Genomic DNA, 18,116 nt, shown 5'->3' on the forward strand with positions numbered 1-18,116 from the left:
TTACTCCCTGTGCGCCAACGCGCCACATGAAAGGTTAACTGCAGATGCAACGAGTCACCATTACCCTCGATGACGATTTACTGGAAACGCTCGACGGCCTGAGTCAGCGCCGTGGCTACAACAACCGTTCCGAAGCGATCCGCGATATTCTGCGTGGCGCACTGGCGCAGGAAACTACCCTTGAACACGGCACTCAGGGCTTCGCGGTGCTCTCGTATGTTTATGAGCATGAGAAACGTGATCTGGCCAGCCGTATTGTTTCTACCCAACACCACCATCACGATTTATCGGTCGCCACGCTGCACGTGCACATCAACCATGAAGACTGCCTGGAAATCGCCGTGCTAAAAGGCGACATGGGCGATGTGCAGCATTTTGCCGATGACGTGATTTCCCAGCGCGGCGTGCGCCACGGCCATTTACAGTGCCTGCCGAAAGAAGAGTAATTGCCTGTTTCGTTGCGGGATGCCGGATGGCGGCTACGCCTTATCCGGCCTACGTCTGTTACCGTCTGTAGGCCAGGCAAGCGAAGCGCCCCCGGCAATAATGATTACGCCATCGTGCCAATCGTCTTTCTGAAACGCAGCAGTGCTATCAGGAAGAACGCGCTACCAATCGCCAGCAGCGTCAGAAACTGCGGCCAGACAATGTCAAACCCTGCGCCGCGGTAAAGTATCGCCTGCGCGAGGCTGACAAAATGGGTCGTTGGCATGGTCAGCATAATGTCCTGCACCGCCTGCGGCATGCTTTCACGCGGTGTGGAGCCACCTGAGAGCATCTGTAACGGCAGCAGCACCAGAATCATCAGCAGTCCCAACTGCGGCATGGAACGCGCCAGCGTGCCCATAAAAATGCCGATCGAGGTGGTGGCGAACAGGCTCAGCGCCACGCCCAGCATAAACAACGGAATTGAACCTTCAATCGGCACCCCGAGCACGCCTTTCACCATCAGCATCAGCGACAGACCGGAAACCACCAGCACCACCAGCCCCATCGACCAGATTTTTGCCATCATAATCTCAAACGGCGTCACCGGCATCACCAGCAGATGCTCAATAGTCCCGTGCTCGCGTTCGCGGATCAACGCCGAACCGGTCAGCACAATCGCCAGCATGGTGATGTTATTGATGATCGCCATCACCGCGCCAAAACGGGCGGGTTCCAGATTAGGGTTAAAGCGCATGCGCATTTCCAGTGCCACCGGCGGCTCATTGTTATCGCGGTAACGCGCCACAAAGCTGTTCACCTCGCCGCTGATGATATTCTGGATATAGCTGTTGCCGGTAAACGCCTGGCTCATCCGCGTGGCATCGACGTTAACCTGTATATCCGGTTGTCGTCCGGCCAGCACATCACGCTGAAAGTCAGGCGGAATGTTTACGGCGAAGGTATAGCGCCCGGCGTCCAGCCCGGCATCCATTTCATCGGCAGTGATCATCTCCGGCGGTAAAAACCACGGGCGATAAAAGCTATTCACAATCCGATTCGACAACTGCGACTGGTCCATATCGGCAATAGCAATCGGTGCCAGATGCAGCGAACCCGGCAGGACGGTCGCGGAAGAATAAACCGAAACCGTGAAGGCGAAGACGATCAGCGTCAGCATCGCTTTGTCACCCAGCAGGCTGCGCAACTCTTTGATGCCGAGGTTATAAATATTGCGTAATCGGCGCATCACCCCTCCTGTTTTTTCAGCAGTAATACGCTCAGACCAATCACCACCGGAATGGCTACCGCCAGCGGAATAAACAGCGGCCAGAGATCGGTCAGATCCAACGCTTTAGAGAACGTTCCACGCGCGATGGTCAGAAAATGGCTGGTCGGATAAATTTCACCAATCCAGCGACCCGGCCCTTCCAGCGAGGCAACTGGATCGATCATTCCGGAAAACTGCGTCGCCGGGATCAATGTAATAATCGCCGTACCAAAAATGGCCGCGATCTGGCTTTTCATAAACGTGGAGATTAACAGCCCCAGCCCGGTGGCAATGGTGACGTACAGCAGCGCTGCCAGCGTCAGGGTCACAAAGCTCCCCTTATGCGGGACGCCGAACACAAACACCGACAGCGCGCACAACAGCAGGAAGTTCAGCATACCCAGCACGATGTACGGCAACTGTTTGCCGAGTAAAAACTCGCTGCGGGTCGTGGGCGTAACGTACAGGTTGATAATCGACCCCAGCTCTTTCTCACGCACTACGCTGAGGGCGCTGAGCATGGAAGGGATCATCATCAACAGCAGTGGGATCACCGCCGGAACAATCGCCGGCAGACTCTTCACATCCGGGTTGTAACGATAGCGAGTTTCAATGGTCATCAGCCCGTTTTGCCCGCTGGCATTGGGCTGACGCGCCATCACATCCTGCAGCCAGGTCTGGTGCATCGCCTGCACGTAACCCCTGACCGTTTCAGCACGGCTTGGCATTGCGCCATCGACCCAGACGCCAATCTTCACCGGCGTTCCACGCGCGATGTCGCGGCCAAAATTTGGCGGAATTTCAATTGCTACCGCAACTTCGCCTGAGCGCATCCGTTTGTCCAGCTCGTCATAACTGGTGAGCGGCGGTTGCTCGATAAAATAGCGCGAACCCGCCAGATTCAGCGTCCACGCCTGGCTGCTGACGGTCTGGTCACGATCGAGCACCGAAAAACGCAGGTTTTCCACATCCATGCTGATGCCGTAGCCCATGATAAGCATCAGGATCACCGTGCCCATCAGCGCCAGCGTTGAACGTACCGGATCGCGCCGTAGTTCCAGCGCTTCACGGCGGCTGTAGCTGAATAAGCGCCGCAGGCTAAAACCTTGCCGCGGCGGCTTACTGTTTTCATGCACTGTCGGGACATTGGCTGGCGCCAACTGAGTTTCCGGCGCCGGGCCTGCCGCTTCCTGCAACCAGGAGATAAACGCCTCTTCCAGACTGGCAGCTCCACGCTGTTTCACCAGTTCCTGCGGCGTACCGCTGGCCAGTACTTTTCCGGCGTGCATCAGCGACATGCGGTCGCAGCGCTCCGCTTCGTTCATAAAGTGGGTGGAGATAAAAATGGTCACTTTATCCTGGCGCGACAGGTCGACCATCAGTTGCCAGAACATATCCCTCGCCACCGGATCGACCCCGGAGGTCGGTTCATCAAGAATGAGCATCTCCGGGCGATGGATCACCGCCACCGCCAGCGACAGGCGTTGACGGATCCCCAACGGTAGTGCACCGGGCAGCGCATCTTCGACATCGGTCAGCGAAAAGCGCTCACTCATCTCCTGCACCCGACCAAGGATTTCTGCTTCGGGGATATGGAACAGCCGCGCATGTAGTTCGAGGTTTTGCCGGACGGTCAGCTCGCTGTAGAGCGAAAATGCCTGCGACATATAGCCTACCCGGCGGCGGGTATCGATATTTTTCGGGTCAACCGCTTGCCCAAACAGCCACGCCTCGCCTTCGCTTGCGGGCAGCAGTCCGGTGAGCATTTTCATGGTGGTGGATTTACCACAGCCGTTGGAGCCGAGAAAACCGAAGATTTCCCCGCGCGGAATGCGGAAGTTAACGTGGTCCACCGCCACAAATTTACCGAAACGCATGGTCAGGTCTTTCGCCTCGATGGCAATCTCTTCCTGCTCAGCGTGATACGGCGGGATCACTACCGGTTTATGCGCCTGGCGCTGGGTTTCAGGTAACAGCGCGATAAACGCCTGCTCCAGCGTGTTACTGTTGGTTTGCTCACGTAGCTGCTGCGCGCTCCCGGTGGCTAACACCTCCCCGGCGTTCATCGCCACCAGCCAGTCAAAGCGCTCGGCCTCCTCCATATAAGCGGTCGCAACCAGCACGCTCATGTTGGTCTGCCGCTGGCGAATGCTGTTAATCAGATCCCAGAACTGGGCGCGGGACAGCGGGTCGACCCCGGTGGTGGGTTCATCGAGAATTAACAGTTCCGGGTCGTGGATTAACGCGCAGCACAACCCCAACTTTTGCTTCATCCCGCCCGAGAGTTTCCCGGCAGGACGGTCGCGAAACGGTGCCAGTCCGGTGCTATTCAGCAGCTCGGTAATCCGCGCCTCACGCTCCGCTTTGTCATGCCCAAACAGGCGGGCAAAGAAATCGACGTTCTCATATACCGACAGCGTGTGATACAGGTTTTTCCCCAGCCCCTGCGGCATCCAGGCAATGCGCGGGCAGACATCCCGGCGATGTTTTGGGTCGCGCATATCGCCACCCAACACCATCACGTTGCCGTGTTCAATGACCCGCGCGCCGGAGATGAGCGACAGCAGGCTCGATTTTCCGACGCCATCCGGGCCAATCAACCCCACCATACAGCGGGCAGGGATATCCAGCGTGATATTGTTCAGCGCTACCGTTTTCCCGTAATGCTGACTCACGCCGTCAAGGTGCGCCACGGGAGGAACGGGAACCAGCGCCAGATGCGTCATTGCGGCAACCTCACCACCAGGTCGTCAGGCCAGGCGCGACTTTCATCAACACGCACCCACGCCATGCCCGGCAGACCGGTTTTCACGTACTCCAGATGCTGCTGCAACAGCTCTGGCGGGATACGCGCTTTGACGCGAAACATCAGTTTCAGCCGTTCATCGCTGGTTTCGACCGTTTTCGGCGTGAACTGCGCGACGCTAGCCACAAAGCTGATGGTCGCCGGAATACGCAGATCCGGCGCAGCATCCAGCACCAGCCGCGCTTCTCCGCCAATCTTCAGTAAACCAGCCTGTTCGGTTGGCAAGAAGAACGTCATGTAGACATCGCTGAGATCGACCATATTCAGCACGCGACCGCCTGCGGAAAGCACCTCGCCAGGTTCAGCTACGCGGTACTGTACGCGACCATCCCGCGGGGCTTTCAGCTCGCTGTCATCAATATCAGCCGCAATACGACGTTCGGTAGCCTGCGCGGCTTCTACGCGGGTTTGCGCCTGAATGATACTGGTGCGAGCGGCTTCAATTGCGGCTTTTGCCGCAGAGACCTGCGCCTTTGCGGATTCCAGTGCCGCGCGTGCGCTTTCTGCCGCAGCCCTGTCGTCATCCAGCTGTTGCTCAGACACAGCCCCACGCAGAGATAGCGAACGGGAGCGGACGTGGCGTTTAGAGACCGACTGCAGTTCCGCCTCACGCTGTTTTACCACCGACTGCGCGGCGCGCATTTCACTTTGCCGCTGCTCTAACAGCGCCCGCGCCGCCGCCACCGCACTTTCGGCCTCTTTGATTTGGGCTACCGCTTCCAGCCGCTGCTCCTGCAGCACGCGGGTATCCATTTTCGCCAGCACTTCGCCCTGACGAACAAACTGCCCTTCCGACACGAGGATCGTGTCAATTCGCCCGGCAATCTTGGTGGCAATATCCACTTCAGTGGCTTCAATTCTGCCGTTGCTGGCTGCAAACCCCTCCGGTATTCCCGCAGGACGAAGCATCCACCATGCTATCGCGGCCACCACGACCAGGATGCCCGCCACCCACCACATCATATGACGTTTAAACTTATCCATATTCGACCCGCCGTAATCCCTGTTATCAAACGATGCGTGTCACAAAGCCCACTGAACAGCTATTCAGCGGGAGATTCCATCCGGGATAAGAAGGAATGAGAAACAATGGCCAGAGAGCAGACAGGCATGCAAGCAACCTGCGCCGCGAAGGAAGTGAATGATGAAAATGCTGTGATATCGGGTAGTAATGTTGTCATCATCAGCGTTCCTGGCCGGAAATGAAACACGCATACTCATTACTGCTGTCTATTGAATACTAACACCTGGATTCAATATGTCTATTCGGTTGTAGCAGGTATGTTGCAGGAAAAAAATCGTGCCCGGCAATCCATTTACCGGGCAAATTTCACAAGTGAGCTTTATGTAAAACGCAGCGGGTCCACGCTCAACGTATCGTCTTCGCTTATTCAGATACCAAATCCTGCGCACATGCCCAGGCACTCGACCATGCCCACTGGAAGTTATAGCCACCCAACCAGCCGGTGACGTCCATCACTTCGCCGATAAAGTAGAGCCCTGGCACTTTGCGGGCTTCCATCGTGCGCGATGACAGCTCGTTAGTATCGACACCACCCAACGTGACTTCAGCGGTACGATACCCTTCCGTACCGTTCGGCTGCACCCGCCACTCGGTCAGCGTTTCAACCAGCGTCTGTTGATCGCGCACGTTAAGCTGCTTCAGAGACACGTCAGGAATTTGCCCTAACTGCTGCAAGCATTCCACCAGACGCTTTGGCAACTGCATTGCTAAGGTGTTCTTTAAGCTCTGGTTAGGATGTGCGCTACGTTGTTCGTCGAGGAAGCTCGCAAGGTCAACATCCGGCAACAAATTAATGCTGACAAATTCGCCTGGCTGCCAAAAACTGGAAATCTGCAAAACAGCTGGGCCCGAAAGTCCTCGGTGTGTAAAGAGCAGATTTTCACGAAATACGGTGCCGTCTTCGGCGGTGATAACGGAGGAGACCGACACGCCAGAGAGCACCTGAAGCTGCTCCAGCAGTGGCTTATGCAACGTAAAGGGCACCAGTCCCGCGCGCGTTGGCAACACCTTCAGACCAAACTGTTCGGCAATTTTATAACCAAACGGCGTTGCCCCCAGACCCGGCATGGAAAGCCCACCTGAAGCGATAACCAGTTTTTTCGTGCCGACCGTCATGCCATTCAGTTCGAGGGTGAAACCTTCATCATCCTGCACCACGCTCAGGACTTCGCTCCGTAACCGCATAGTTACGTTACCTTTTTCACACTCGTCTACCAGCATATCGACAATTTGCTGAGCGGAATCATCGCAGAACAGCTGACCCAGCGTTTTTTCATGCCAGGCAATACCGTGTTTGCCCACCAGGTCGATAAAATCCCACTGCGTGTAACGCGCAAGTGCCGATTTGCAAAAATGGGGGTTTTGGCTCAAATAGGCGGCCGGTTCGACATAAAGATTGGTAAAGTTGCAGCGTCCCCCGCCAGACATGAGAATCTTGCGCCCTGGCTTTTTACCATTATCAATCAGCAGTACTCGACTACCTGCTTGTCCTGCCTGCGCGGCACAAAACATACCCGCTGCGCCAGCGCCTATAATAACGGTATCAAACCTTTCCACGTTGCGATCCTCTCTAAAAAGCGGGTGTGAATTGTAAAGATTCCTCAGTGGTCGCACCAGCACCAAACTACCGATAAAGGGTATTTAACTGAAATATATAGGATAATTCTTTAGTGGTGTAAAACAAAGCAGGAGACAAATCAAAAAAACTCTATATTTCACTTTGCCCGCGCCGCCAAAGTCACTGATAATGCGCCGCGTTCATGTCCTCAAAATGGCGTAACGTCCTATGCTACATTTGTTTGCTGGCCTGGATTTACATACCGGGCTTTTACTATTGCTTGCTCTGGCTTTTGTGCTGTTCTACGAAGCAATTAACGGCTTCCATGACACAGCCAATGCTGTCGCAACCGTGATCTATACCCGTGCAATGCGTTCGCAATTGGCGGTGGTCATGGCTGCGTTGTTCAACTTCTTTGGTGTTTTGCTGGGTGGTCTCAGCGTGGCGTATGCCATCGTGCATATGCTACCAACGGATCTGCTGCTTAATATGGGATCGTCACATGGCCTTGCCATGGTGTTCTCCATGCTGCTGGCGGCAATTATCTGGAACCTGGGTACCTGGTACTTTGGTTTACCTGCATCCAGCTCCCACACGCTGATTGGCGCCATTATCGGTATTGGTTTAACCAATGCACTGATGACCGGCACCTCGGTGGTGGACGCACTTAACATTCCGAAAGTTATCGGTATTTTTGCTTCGCTTATCATCTCGCCAATTGTTGGTCTGGTGGTTGCTGGCGGTCTTATTTTCATTCTGCGTCGCTACTGGAGCGGTACAAAAAAACGTGCCCGTATCCACCTGACGCCAGCAGAACGTGAAAAGAAAGATGGCAAGAAAAAGCCGCCGTTCTGGACCCGTATTGCACTGATCCTCTCCGCTATCGGCGTAGCGTTCTCTCATGGCGCTAACGACGGGCAGAAAGGCATTGGTCTGGTGATGCTGGTGCTGATTGGCGTAGCGCCTGCAGGATTCGTGGTGAATATGAATGCTTCCGGTTACGAGATTACCCGTACCCGTGATGCAATCAATAACGTCGAAGTCTTCTTCCAGCAGCGTCCTGACCTGCTTAAACAGGCCACAGGCGTAGACCAGCTGATTCCGTCCCCGACGGACGCGGCACCTGCGACGACGACAGAGTTCCATTGCCACCCGGCGAATACCATCAACGCGCTGGAACGTGCGAAAGGTATGCTGGCGAACCTGGAAACCTACGACAAGTTAAGCGTCGAACAGCGTGGTCAGCTGCGCCGTATTATGCTGTGCATCTCTGATACCACCGATAAAGTGGTTAAGCTGCCTGGCGTAAGCGCTGACGATCAGCGTCTGCTGAAAAAACTGAAAGCTGACATGCTGAGCACCATTGAGTACGCGCCTATCTGGATCATTATGGCCGTCGCACTGGCGCTGGGTATTGGTACGATGATTGGCTGGCGTCGCGTTGCCACCACCATCGGCGAGAAAATCGGTAAGAAAGGCATGACTTATGCCCAGGGGATGTCGGCGCAGATGACCGCCGCAGTCTCTATCGGCCTCGCCAGCTACACCGGTATGCCCGTTTCTACCACCCACGTTCTCTCTTCTTCCGTTGCGGGGACGATGGTTGTTGATGGCGGCGGATTGCAGCGTAAAACGGTAACCAGCATTCTGATGGCCTGGGTCTTCACCCTGCCGGCTGCGATTATTCTTTCCGGGGTGCTGTACTGGCTGTCCCTGAAGCTTATCTAAGCGAATGCACGGTAAAAAAGCGGGTCAGGAAGCTGACCCGCTTTTTTTGTATCTGTTGTTGGCATCAGTGCCAGATAATCAGCGCAACCATGCTGATTAGCACCAGGCCGCATAGCGCGCTGGTGAGAATGAACTGACCGCGAACCCGCTCACAGCGGCGAATAAATTCATCATCATGATGATCGCGGTAACGCTGAGCGTAGATATACCACACCAGGCGCATCTGCTTGTTCGGTTGCCCATGCGAGGTAAAAAAGCCCCCTCCATCAACATACTGGTAAAGCAATGGATCGCAACCACGAAGTACCACTAACAGTGCGCGTAGCGAAGAAAAATAGCGCGCCATATTAACAATGCAAACGACACATAAAGCCCAGAATAATGCAATGGTGCTTATCATACCTCCTCCTCGGCGACCCGCCCACGGAACTCCTTTCCGGGACTACCGCTCCCCGATACCCTGCCAAACCATTCAATGAAGAGTGCAGCCGAAACCGTTCGTGTTAGTATCACGCATCCGAACGCCTCTTTAGATAGTGTAGGAGATTAGTTAATTTTTTTGCCATAAGGTTAATCGCTATCAATGCAATTAACTTAAAAATTTGTTTAACTATTTGGCAAGCAAGGCGGATTGACGGATTATCCTGGTCGCTATAATGTAAGGATAGTCCTTATATGGTACGTTTTTACGACTGGGCTAGCCCCGCGCACAAGGTTCGCAGGACGCGGATGACGCGGCGGCATATAACGCCAGCAGGCTAGTCATCGACAACTTATGGAAGGAGTAACACTATGGCTTATAAACACATTCTTATCGCGGTTGATCTTTCTCCGGAAAGCAAAGTTCTGGTTGAAAAAGCGGTTTCTATGGCGCGACCTTACAATGCTAAAGTCTCCCTTATCCACGTTGACGTAAACTATTCCGACCTGTACACCGGGCTCATCGACGTGAATCTGGGCGACATGCAGAAACGCATTTCTGAAGAAACCCACCACGCGTTAACCGAGCTGTCCACCAATGCAGGCTACCCTATCACCGAAACCCTGAGCGGTAGCGGCGACCTGGGTCAGGTTCTGGTTGATGCCATCAAAAAATACGACATGGATCTGGTCGTCTGTGGTCACCACCAGGATTTCTGGAGCAAACTGATGTCCTCCGCGCGCCAACTGATCAACACCGTCCACGTCGACATGTTGATTGTTCCGCTGCGTGACGACGAAGAAGCATAAAATGCTTGCCGCCGGAAGTTAACCCGGCCCACTGCAAGTCGTTAAGCCTGTAAACGCCCGCCTTCGCGGGCGTTTTTGTTTTTATCATTCGGTCACAATTAGTACATCAATCCAACAAACAAATCATAATTAGTGTGATCAACTAATTGGATCGAAAACTATCTCTATAATACTCTACCCTTGCGGCCAATAACCGCAGTCTATAACAAAATAAGACTTTTTCGGCGCGTTTAAGCATACGCGTTCATACTTTTCGGGATGGCTTTGAAAGGCGATGGAATATGAATAAAACTGCACCTACGGGCTTGCTGCAGCAACCTCGTCCGTTCTTCATGATCTTCTTTGTGGAATTATGGGAACGATTTGGCTATTACGGCGTACAGGGCATCCTGGCGGTATTTTTTGTTAAGCAGCTCGGATTTTCACAAGAACAGGCATTTGTCACCTTTGGTGCCTTTGCCGCACTGGTTTACGGCCTGATCTCGATCGGCGGCTACGTCGGCGACCACCTGTTAGGCACCAAGCGCACGCTGGTACTCGGTGCCATTGTGCTAGCAATCGGCTACTTCATGACCGGGATGTCGCTGCTTAAGCCGGATCTAATCTTTATTGCTTTGGGTACCATTGCCGTTGGTAACGGGCTATTTAAAGCCAACCCGGCAAGCCTGCTGTCAAAATGCTATCCCCCGAAAGACGCCCGTCTGGACGGTGCTTTCACCCTGTTTTATATGTCGATTAACATCGGTTCGCTGCTGTCACTGTCGCTGGCGCCGGTGATTGCCGATAAGTTTGGCTACGCTGTGACTTACAACCTGTGCGGAGCCGGACTAATCGTCGCGCTGCTGGTCTACTTTGCCTGCCGCGGAATGGTGAAAAATATCGGCTCTGAGCCAGACCATAAGCCACTGAATTTCCGTAACCTGTTGTACGTGCTGGCCGGTACGGTAGTGATGGTATTTATCTGCGCCTGGCTGATGCACAACGTGCAGATTGCCAACCTGGTGCTGATCGTCCTGTCGATTGTCGTGACCATCATCTTCTTCCGTCAGGCATTCAAACTGGATAAAACCGGGCGCAACAAGATGTTCGTGGCCTTTATCCTGATGCTGGAAGCGGTGGTGTTCTACGTGCTGTACGCGCAGATGCCGACATCGCTTAACTTCTTTGCGATCAATAACGTACACCATGAAATTCTTGGTTTCGCCATCAACCCGGTGAGCTTCCAGGCGCTGAACCCGTTCTGGGTGGTACTGGCGAGTCCGGTACTGGCCGCAATCTATACCCGTCTGGGCAACAAAGGCAAAGACCTGACCATGCCGATGAAATTTACGCTCGGTATGTTCCTGTGCTCATTGGGCTTCCTGACGGCCGCCGCTGCCGGGATGTGGTTTGCCGATGCACAAGGGCTGACGTCGCCGTGGTTTATCGTGCTGGTGTATCTGTTCCAGAGCCTGGGTGAACTGCTGATTAGCGCCCTGGGACTGGCTATGGTCGCCGCTCTCGTGCCACAACACCTGATGGGCTTCATTCTTGGGATGTGGTTCCTGACGCAGGCCGCAGCCTTCCTGATGGGGGGTTATGTCGCTACGTTCACCGCCGTACCAGAGAACATCACCGACCCGCTGCAAACGCTGCCTATCTATACCAACGTCTTCAGTAAGATTGGCCTTGTCACCCTGGCCGTAACGGTCGTGATGGCGATTATGGTGCCATGGCTGAACCGCATGATTAATACGCCGAGCACCGAGCAATAACCTTCAGTGCCGGATGGCGGCTATTGCCCCTATCCGGCCTACATTCAACATGCCCGGTCGCCTTGCGCTATCGGGCATTATCACTCACTACCCTTTACGCGCGTCTATCCACTCCTGCACTTCCACCACAAAAGTGTCCGGTGCTTTACGGTACATTTTGCGCGCCAAGTCCAGAATCGTATGCTGGCCGAGCGCTTCTTCCATTCGCTGCTGAGCCATATCCATTACCGAACGCACACCACAAATGCCTTCACAGGCCCACTCCGGTGGATGCTCCTCAAATACCGCCAGCCGCTGGCGAATTTCACGACATTCAAAGATGCGCTTATCACCATCAATAGCATTCACCACATCCAGCACCGTGATGCGTTCAGCGGGTTTAGCTAACTGGAAACCGCCACCTTTGCCTTCAATGCTGCGCACCAGACCCGCTTTGGACAGACGGGTGAAAATTTTTGCCAGATAGTCATACGGTACGCTTTGCAGTTCGGCTATTTCCCGCACGCTCATATCCCGCGCGTCGCCCTTACTGTCGACCATACACATCAGGCTATGAATGCCGTACTCAACTCCCGAACTGTAGAATGCCATTCTCTTATCTCAGCCAAAATGAATCTGAGTTTATTGTAGCTTTTTCATCTCATTCATTCCAGACAGCAAAGTAACCCCTTTTCACAACAGAACTTTAAATGCATATTTATCAATCAGATAATCAAAAAACACCACCCTTTGAGGCAAAAAGGATCTCGATCGCATTGCAATTCCTAACTACGACAAATAAAATCCGAGTAAATAATTCGTAGTCACCAGTGAGAAAACCCCAATGCGTAAACAAATTCTGATCGTGGGCGCCGGCTTTGCCGGTATGTGGGCAGCATTAAGCGCCGCACGACTAGCGGATAAACATCAGCAGGCCATTGATATTACAGTAATTGCGCCACAACCGGAGCTGCGTGTCCGCCCACGATTTTATGAAAGCGCCGTTCATACGCTGGTCGCACCACTGCAACCGTTGTTTGACGTTACCGGCGTCAACTTCCTGCAAGGTCACGTCGAGCAAATCCTCCCGGCCTCTAAAGAGGTGAGCTGGAAAGATGCCAACGGTGACACTCATCTGCGTCGCTATGACCGCCTGGTGCTCGCCAGCGGAAGTCACGTAAACCGCGACGCCGTGGCCGGTGCCGCCGAGCACGCGTTTGACCTCGACCAACTTGAGAGCGCCGCCGTACTGGAGCAGCACATTCACGATCTGGCATTACAACCGGAAAGTGAGGCTCGCAATACGGTCGTGGTCTGTGGTGGTGGTTTCACCGGGATAGAGATGGCGCTGGAATTACCGGGTCGTTTGCGCGAAATATTGGGCGCTGATGCTAAGACCAGAGTTGTCGTAGTTGAACGCGGTGCTCAGCCAGGCGGACGCTGGAGCCAGGAATTACGTGACGTGATTATCGAAGCCTCTGCTGAACTGGGCGTCGAGTGGCTGGTCAATGCGGAAGTAGAAAGCGTGGATGCCTCCGGCGTCACGCTGAAAAATGGGCAGGTGATTGCCTCTCAAACGGTTATCTGGACCGTCGGCGTACAGGCCAATAGCCTGACAGCACAGATTAACGCCCCGCGCGATCGCCAGGGCCGCCTGCATATGAATGCCAATCTGCAGGTTGTGGGTCACGATGATATCTACGCCACTGGCGATGTGGCCTATGCCGCCACCGACGACAAAGGCAACCATGCGTTAATGACCTGTCAGCACGCTATTTTGTTGGGTAAATTTGCCGGTAATAACGCTGCGGCGGACCTGTTGGACGTAACGCCATTGCCATATCGTCAGGAAAACTACGTCACCTGCCTGGATCTTGGTGCCTGGGGTGCAGTGTATAGCGAAGGATGGGATCAACAGGTGAAACTGACGCGCGCAGAAGCGAAGAAGCTGAAGGTGTCGATTGTCAGCGAGCTGATTTACCCACCGAAAGCAGACCGAGCAGTAGCATTTGAGATTGCCGACCCGCTGGCACCGTTTGTTTAATGGATAATGCCGGATGCGGCTAACGCCTTATCCGGCCTACAAAGACACGCTGCCGTAGACCTGATAAGCGCAGCGCATCAGGCAGCACAGCGCACCAAGCCGGGATGTGGCCTACAAAGACACGCTGTCGTAGGCCTGATAAGCGCAGCGCATCAGGCGATTCAGCGCACCATGCCGGATGCGGCTAACGCCTTATCCGGCCTACAAAGACACGCTGTCGTAGGCCTGATAAGCGCGGCGCATCAGGCAGCACAGCGCACCAAGCCGGGATGTGGCCTACAAAGACACGCTGTCGTAGGCCTGATAAGCGCAGCGCATCAGGCAGCACAGCGCACAGACCTACAAACTATGCTGTCCCAGCGTAGATATCAAACCGATGCCCTTTCGTCACAACCGCGTTCGGCGTGGCGACATCCGCCAGCGGCGGCGCGTAGTCTGGGCGCTTCACCACCACACGTTTGGTGGCCAACTGACGCGCAGGCTCCAGCAGCCCATCCGCATCTAAATCCGGCCCCACCAATGACTGAAACACCCGCATTTCTTTTTTCACCAGCGCGCTTTTCTGCTTATGTGGAAACATCGGATCGAGGTACACCACCTGCGGGCGCGGCGTGATATCGGTTAACGCCGTCAGACTCGACGCATGGATCAGCTGTAAACGTTCCTGCAGCCACGGACCGATTTCCGGGTCGGCATAGCCGCGCGCCAGGCCATCATCAAGCAGTGCCGCAACCACCGGATTACGTTCCAGCATTCGTACGCGGCAGCCTACCGAGGCCAGTACAAACGCATCGCGCCCCAGCCCAGCTGTCGCATCGACCACATCCGGCAGGTAATCGCCTTTAATGCCAACCGCCTTCGCCACCGCTTCACCGCGTCCACCGCCAAATTTGCGCCGATGGGCCATCGCACCGCCCACGAAATCCACGAAGATACCACCGAGTTTGGGTTCATCACGTTTGCGCAGTTCCAGATGTTCCGGCGTCATCACCAGCGCCATCAGGTTATCTTCATCGTGTTCCAGTCCCCAGCGGGCGGCAAGAACAGATAAGGCGCCGTCTCCGGCGCCTGTTTCATCTACTAAGCAGATTTTCACGTGAATAATCAGCCTTTGATCCCGTAATGCTCCAGCATTGCATCCAGCTGCGGCTCGCGGCCACGGAAGCGCTTGAACAGTTCCATCGGCTCTTCAGAACCGCCACGGGTAAGGATATTATCGAGGAACGATTGTCCGGTCTGACGGTTGAAAATCCCTTCATCTTCGAAGCGAGAGAAGGCATCTGCCGCCAGTACGTCTGCCCACAGATAGCTGTAGTAACCCGCTGCGTAGCCACCAGCAAAAATATGGCTGAAGGCATGCGGGAAGCGGCCCCACGTTGGGCCCGGCACCACGGCGACCTGTTTTTTAATTTCCGCCAGCGTCTCGAGGATTTTAGCCCCTTGCTGCGGGTTAAACTCCGCGTGCAGACGGAAATCAAACAGACCGAACTCCAGTTGACGCAGAATAAACAGCGCTGCCTGGTAGTTTTTCGCCGCCAGCATTTTATCCAGCAGTTCCTTCGGCAGCGGTTCACCGGTCTCAAAGTGACCAGAGATAAACGCCAACGCTTCCGGCTCCCAACACCAGTTTTCCATAAACTGGCTCGGCAGTTCGACCGCATCCCATGGCACACCGTTGATACCGGAAACGCCCGCGGTTTCGACACGGGTCAGCATATGGTGCAGACCGTGGCCGAACTCGTGGAACAGGGTGATCACTTCATCGTGGGTAAACAGCGCAGGTTTACCGTTCACCGGACGGTTAAAGTTACAGGTCAGGTAAGCGACCGGCTTTTGCAATGTGCCGTCTGTCTTACGCATCTGGCCGACACAGTCGTCCATCCACGCCCCACCGCGTTTGTGTTCACGGGCATACAGATCAAGATAGAAGCTGCCACGCAGCTCGTTGTTTTCGTCGTACAGCTCGAAGAAACGAACTTCCGGATGCCAGACGTCAACATCGGTGCGCTCTTTGGCGGTGATGCCATAAATACGTTTAACCACTTCAAACAGGCCGTTAACGGCTTTGTTTTCCGGGAAGTAAGGACGCAGCTGCTCGTCGCTGATGCTGTAGAGATGCTGTTTTTGTTTCTCGCTGTAGTAAGCGATATCCCATGGCTGTAGCTCATCAACACCAAATTCCGCTTTCGCGAAGGCGCGCAGCTGAGCCAGCTCTTTCTCACCCTGCGGACGGGCACGTTTCGCCAGGTCAGTCAGGAAATCGAGTACCTGCTGCGGGTTCTCCGCCATTTTGGTAGCCAGAGATTTAAAGGCGTAGCTCTCAAAGCCCAGCAGTTGTGCCAGCTCGTGGCGCAGCGCGAGGATCTCTTCCATTATCGGGCTGTTGTCCCATTTGCCCGCGTTTGGCCCCTGGTCAGACGCGCGCGTGGAGTAAGCGCGATACATCTCTTCACGCAGCCCCTGGTTATCACAGTAGGTCATCACCGGCAGGTAGCTTGGGATGTCCAGCGTTAACAGATAGCCTTCCTGCTCTTTGGCTTCAGCCTGAGCTTTTGCGGCGGCCAGCGCGCTTTCCGGCATCCCGGCAAGTTCCGCTTCGTCGGTCACCAGCTTAGTCCAGCCCATCGTAGCATCGAGGACGTTATTGCTGTACAGGTTGCCGAGCTCAGACAGGCGGGTAGCGATCTCACCATAGCGCTGCTGTTTTTCCTTCGGCAGACCAATACCAGAAAGCTCAAAATCGCGCAGCGCGTTATCAACCGCTTTTTTCTGTGCAGTGTTCAGGGTGGCATAATGATCGCCATCACGCAGATCGCGGTACGCTTTGTACAGGCCTTCATGTTGTCCAACCCAGGTGCTGTATTCAGACAGCAGCGGCAGCGTTTGTTCGTAGGCTTCGCGCAGTTCCGGGCTGTTTTTCACCGAGTTCAGGTGGCTAACAGGAGAGAAAATACGCCCCAGCACATCGTCAACTTCCGCCAACGGCTGGCAGAGGTTTTCCCAGGTGTACGGCGCGCCCTGCGCAACCACTCGCTCAACATTTTCACGGCAATCGTTCAGCGCCTGAGTGACGGCAGGCACAACGTGCTCAGGCTGAATTTTAGAAAACGGCGGCAGTTCGAAGGGAGTCAGCAATGGATTGGTCATTAGCGCGGTCCTGTTGAAAAGAGTGAATGAAGCGCGTATCCGGCGCTGTGCATATTAATTTGTACAATGGGGTTAAGTGTAGAGGATTTCAATGCTAACCGTGACGGAAAGACGCCCGGTAGCGCTGCGCTTACCGGGCCTACGGGTAATCTGTGCCGATCTGCTGTAAACTGTGGCAAATCGTCATTTCAGCGGAATTTCATTACCCATGCTCAGTTATCGCCACAGTTATCACGCAGGCAACCACGCCGACGTCCTTAAACATACCGTTCAGAGCCTGATCATCGAGTCGCTCAAAGAGAAAGAAAAACCGTTTCTCTATCTGGACACCCATGCTGGTGCTGGCCGTTATCAGCTGAGCAGTGAGCATGCCGAACGTACCGGTGAATATCTGGAAGGGATCGCCCGCATCTGGCAGCAGGACGATTTGCCTGCAGAACTGGAACCCTACATTGGCGTGGTGCAACACTTCAACCGTAGCGGTCAGTTGCGCTACTACCCGGGCTCTCCGTTAATTGCTCGCCAGCTACTGCGCGAACAGGACAGTCTGCAATTAACTGAACTGCACCCGAGCGACTTCCCTCTGCTGCGCGGCGAATTCCAGAAAGATGAGCGCGCTCGCGTGGCCAAAGCCGATGGTTATCAGCAGCTGAAAGCAAAATTACCGCCGGTTTCCCGTCGTGGGTTGATCCTTATCGATCCACCCTACGAAATCAAAAGCGACTACCAGGCAGTAGTGACCGGTATTAACGAAGGCTACAAACGTTTCGCGACCGGCACCTATGCATTGTGGTATCCGGTGGTTCTGCGCCAACAAATCAAGCGCATGATCCACGACCTGGAAGACACCGGCATCCGCAAAATTCTGCAAATTGAGCTGGCGGTACGCCCGGACAGCGATCAGCGCGGCATGACGGCGTCCGGCATGATTGTGATTAACCCACCGTGGAAGCTGGAGCAGCAGATGAACAACGTCCTGCCGTGGTTGCACAGCAAACTGGTTCCGACAGGAACCGGGCATACTTCCGTAAGCTGGATCGTGCCGGAGTAATCGCAGCCATCGGTGGAACCTTTTAATATCAGGTATACAATCGCGAATATTTTGGCGGATGGCGTAATGCTTCTCCGCCCTACAATGAACATAAAGGAG

General features: G+C 54.5%; 14 protein-coding genes. 6 read left to right on the forward strand and 8 right to left on the reverse strand.

Translation table 11 applies throughout. The features are described 5' to 3' along the window. Positions 1-44 precede the first annotated feature (44 nt). On the forward strand, positions 45-446 hold the full coding sequence (gene nikR, locus OGY37_RS20105; protein ID WP_286621681.1) for a nickel-responsive transcriptional regulator NikR: 402 nt from the start codon (positions 45-47) through the stop codon (positions 444-446). Positions 447-550: 104 nt separating this feature from the next. Here the strand turns inward: nikR and OGY37_RS20110 are convergent, their stop codons facing one another. The 4 genes from OGY37_RS20110 to OGY37_RS20125 all read right to left on the reverse strand — a co-directional run bounded on the left by OGY37_RS20110 (position 551) and on the right by OGY37_RS20125 (position 7,083). Continuing rightward, positions 551-1,675, reverse strand: coding sequence for an ABC transporter permease (locus OGY37_RS20110; RefSeq protein ID WP_063941408.1), 1,125 nt, complete (start codon positions 1,673-1,675; stop codon positions 551-553). Beyond that, a complete protein-coding gene (gene rbbA, locus OGY37_RS20115; protein WP_286621683.1) occupies positions 1,675-4,422 on the reverse strand; it encodes a ribosome-associated ATPase/putative transporter RbbA in 2,748 nt (915 codons plus the stop codon). The genes OGY37_RS20110 and rbbA overlap by 1 nt, the downstream gene beginning before the upstream one ends. Next, a complete protein-coding gene (locus OGY37_RS20120) occupies positions 4,419-5,486 on the reverse strand; it encodes an HlyD family secretion protein (protein WP_286621684.1) in 1,068 nt (355 codons plus the stop codon). Before OGY37_RS20120 ends, rbbA begins: the two co-directional genes overlap by 4 nt. Positions 5,487-5,889: 403 nt before the next feature. Then, a complete protein-coding gene (locus OGY37_RS20125; protein ID WP_008786394.1) occupies positions 5,890-7,083 on the reverse strand; it encodes a BaiN/RdsA family NAD(P)/FAD-dependent oxidoreductase in 1,194 nt (397 codons plus the stop codon). A 229-nt stretch (positions 7,084-7,312) separates the two neighbouring features. Here OGY37_RS20125 and pitA point away from each other — a divergent pair, with 229 nt between their 5' ends. After that, a complete protein-coding gene (gene pitA, locus OGY37_RS20130) occupies positions 7,313-8,812 on the forward strand; it encodes an inorganic phosphate transporter PitA (RefSeq protein ID WP_003827471.1) in 1,500 nt (499 codons plus the stop codon). A gap of 64 nt (positions 8,813-8,876) precedes the next feature. On the opposite strand, the gene uspB is transcribed toward pitA, so the two are convergent. After that, positions 8,877-9,212 (reverse strand): universal stress protein UspB, encoded by a 336-nt coding sequence (gene uspB, locus OGY37_RS20135; protein ID WP_003023371.1) that lies wholly within the window; start codon positions 9,210-9,212, stop codon positions 8,877-8,879. A gap of 392 nt (positions 9,213-9,604) precedes the next feature. On the opposite strand from uspB, the gene uspA reads away from it, so the two are divergent. Next, the gene (gene uspA / locus OGY37_RS20140) at positions 9,605-10,042 is read left to right on the forward strand and encodes a universal stress protein UspA (protein ID WP_003023368.1); all 438 of its coding nucleotides are present in this window, start codon (positions 9,605-9,607) and stop codon (positions 10,040-10,042) included. 281 nt (positions 10,043-10,323) lie between these two features. After that, on the forward strand, positions 10,324-11,796 hold the full coding sequence (gene dtpB, locus OGY37_RS20145) for a dipeptide/tripeptide permease DtpB (RefSeq protein ID WP_003827469.1): 1,473 nt from the start codon (positions 10,324-10,326) through the stop codon (positions 11,794-11,796). Positions 11,797-11,883: 87 nt separating this feature from the next. Here the strand turns inward: dtpB and OGY37_RS20150 are convergent, their stop codons facing one another. Further along, a complete protein-coding gene (locus OGY37_RS20150) occupies positions 11,884-12,387 on the reverse strand; it encodes an RrF2 family transcriptional regulator (RefSeq protein ID WP_284968635.1) in 504 nt (167 codons plus the stop codon). Between the two features lie 232 nt (positions 12,388-12,619). Here OGY37_RS20150 and OGY37_RS20155 point away from each other — a divergent pair, with 232 nt between their 5' ends. Next, positions 12,620-13,819, forward strand: a complete 1,200-nt coding sequence (locus OGY37_RS20155) for an NAD(P)/FAD-dependent oxidoreductase (protein WP_286621685.1) — start codon at positions 12,620-12,622, stop codon at positions 13,817-13,819. A gap of 346 nt (positions 13,820-14,165) precedes the next feature. Here the strand turns inward: OGY37_RS20155 and rsmJ are convergent, their stop codons facing one another. Together rsmJ and prlC are read right to left on the reverse strand one after the other, a co-directional pair. Next, entirely contained in the window at positions 14,166-14,915 is a 750-nt protein-coding gene (gene rsmJ, locus OGY37_RS20160; protein ID WP_003827462.1) for a 16S rRNA (guanine(1516)-N(2))-methyltransferase RsmJ, read from the reverse strand. Between the two features lie 8 nt (positions 14,916-14,923). After that, on the reverse strand, positions 14,924-16,966 hold the full coding sequence (gene prlC, locus OGY37_RS20165; RefSeq protein WP_126317262.1) for an oligopeptidase A: 2,043 nt from the start codon (positions 16,964-16,966) through the stop codon (positions 14,924-14,926). 208 nt (positions 16,967-17,174) lie between these two features. Between prlC and OGY37_RS20170 the strand changes: the two genes are divergently transcribed. After that, on the forward strand, positions 17,175-18,017 hold the full coding sequence (locus OGY37_RS20170; protein WP_003827459.1) for a 23S rRNA (adenine(2030)-N(6))-methyltransferase RlmJ: 843 nt from the start codon (positions 17,175-17,177) through the stop codon (positions 18,015-18,017). Positions 18,018-18,116 lie beyond the last annotated feature (99 nt).

The organism is Citrobacter sp. Cpo030 (assembly GCF_030333005.1).
In the GTDB taxonomy this organism is placed as follows: Bacteria; Pseudomonadota; Gammaproteobacteria; order Enterobacterales; family Enterobacteriaceae; genus Citrobacter; species Citrobacter portucalensis.

What these genes read in the sequence shown, in the direction of transcription:
- nikR (WP_286621681.1), top strand. Translation starts at nt 45, where the DNA reads ATGCAACGAGTCACCATTACCCTCGATGACGATTTACTGGAAACGCTC.
- OGY37_RS20110 (WP_063941408.1), bottom strand. Translation starts at nt 1,675, where the DNA reads ATGCGCCGATTACGCAATATTTATAACCTCGGCATCAAAGAGTTGCGC.
- rbbA (WP_286621683.1), bottom strand. Translation starts at nt 4,422, where the DNA reads ATGACGCATCTGGCGCTGGTTCCCGTTCCTCCCGTGGCGCACCTTGAC.
- OGY37_RS20120 (WP_286621684.1), bottom strand. Translation starts at nt 5,486, where the DNA reads ATGGATAAGTTTAAACGTCATATGATGTGGTGGGTGGCGGGCATCCTG.
- pitA (WP_003827471.1), top strand. Translation starts at nt 7,313, where the DNA reads ATGCTACATTTGTTTGCTGGCCTGGATTTACATACCGGGCTTTTACTA.
- uspB (WP_003023371.1), bottom strand. Translation starts at nt 9,212, where the DNA reads ATGATAAGCACCATTGCATTATTCTGGGCTTTATGTGTCGTTTGCATT.
- uspA (WP_003023368.1), top strand. Translation starts at nt 9,605, where the DNA reads ATGGCTTATAAACACATTCTTATCGCGGTTGATCTTTCTCCGGAAAGC.
- dtpB (WP_003827469.1), top strand. Translation starts at nt 10,324, where the DNA reads ATGAATAAAACTGCACCTACGGGCTTGCTGCAGCAACCTCGTCCGTTC.
- OGY37_RS20150 (WP_284968635.1), bottom strand. Translation starts at nt 12,387, where the DNA reads ATGGCATTCTACAGTTCGGGAGTTGAGTACGGCATTCATAGCCTGATG.
- OGY37_RS20155 (WP_286621685.1), top strand. Translation starts at nt 12,620, where the DNA reads ATGCGTAAACAAATTCTGATCGTGGGCGCCGGCTTTGCCGGTATGTGG.
- prlC (WP_126317262.1), bottom strand. Translation starts at nt 16,966, where the DNA reads ATGACCAATCCATTGCTGACTCCCTTCGAACTGCCGCCGTTTTCTAAA.
- OGY37_RS20170 (WP_003827459.1), top strand. Translation starts at nt 17,175, where the DNA reads ATGCTCAGTTATCGCCACAGTTATCACGCAGGCAACCACGCCGACGTC.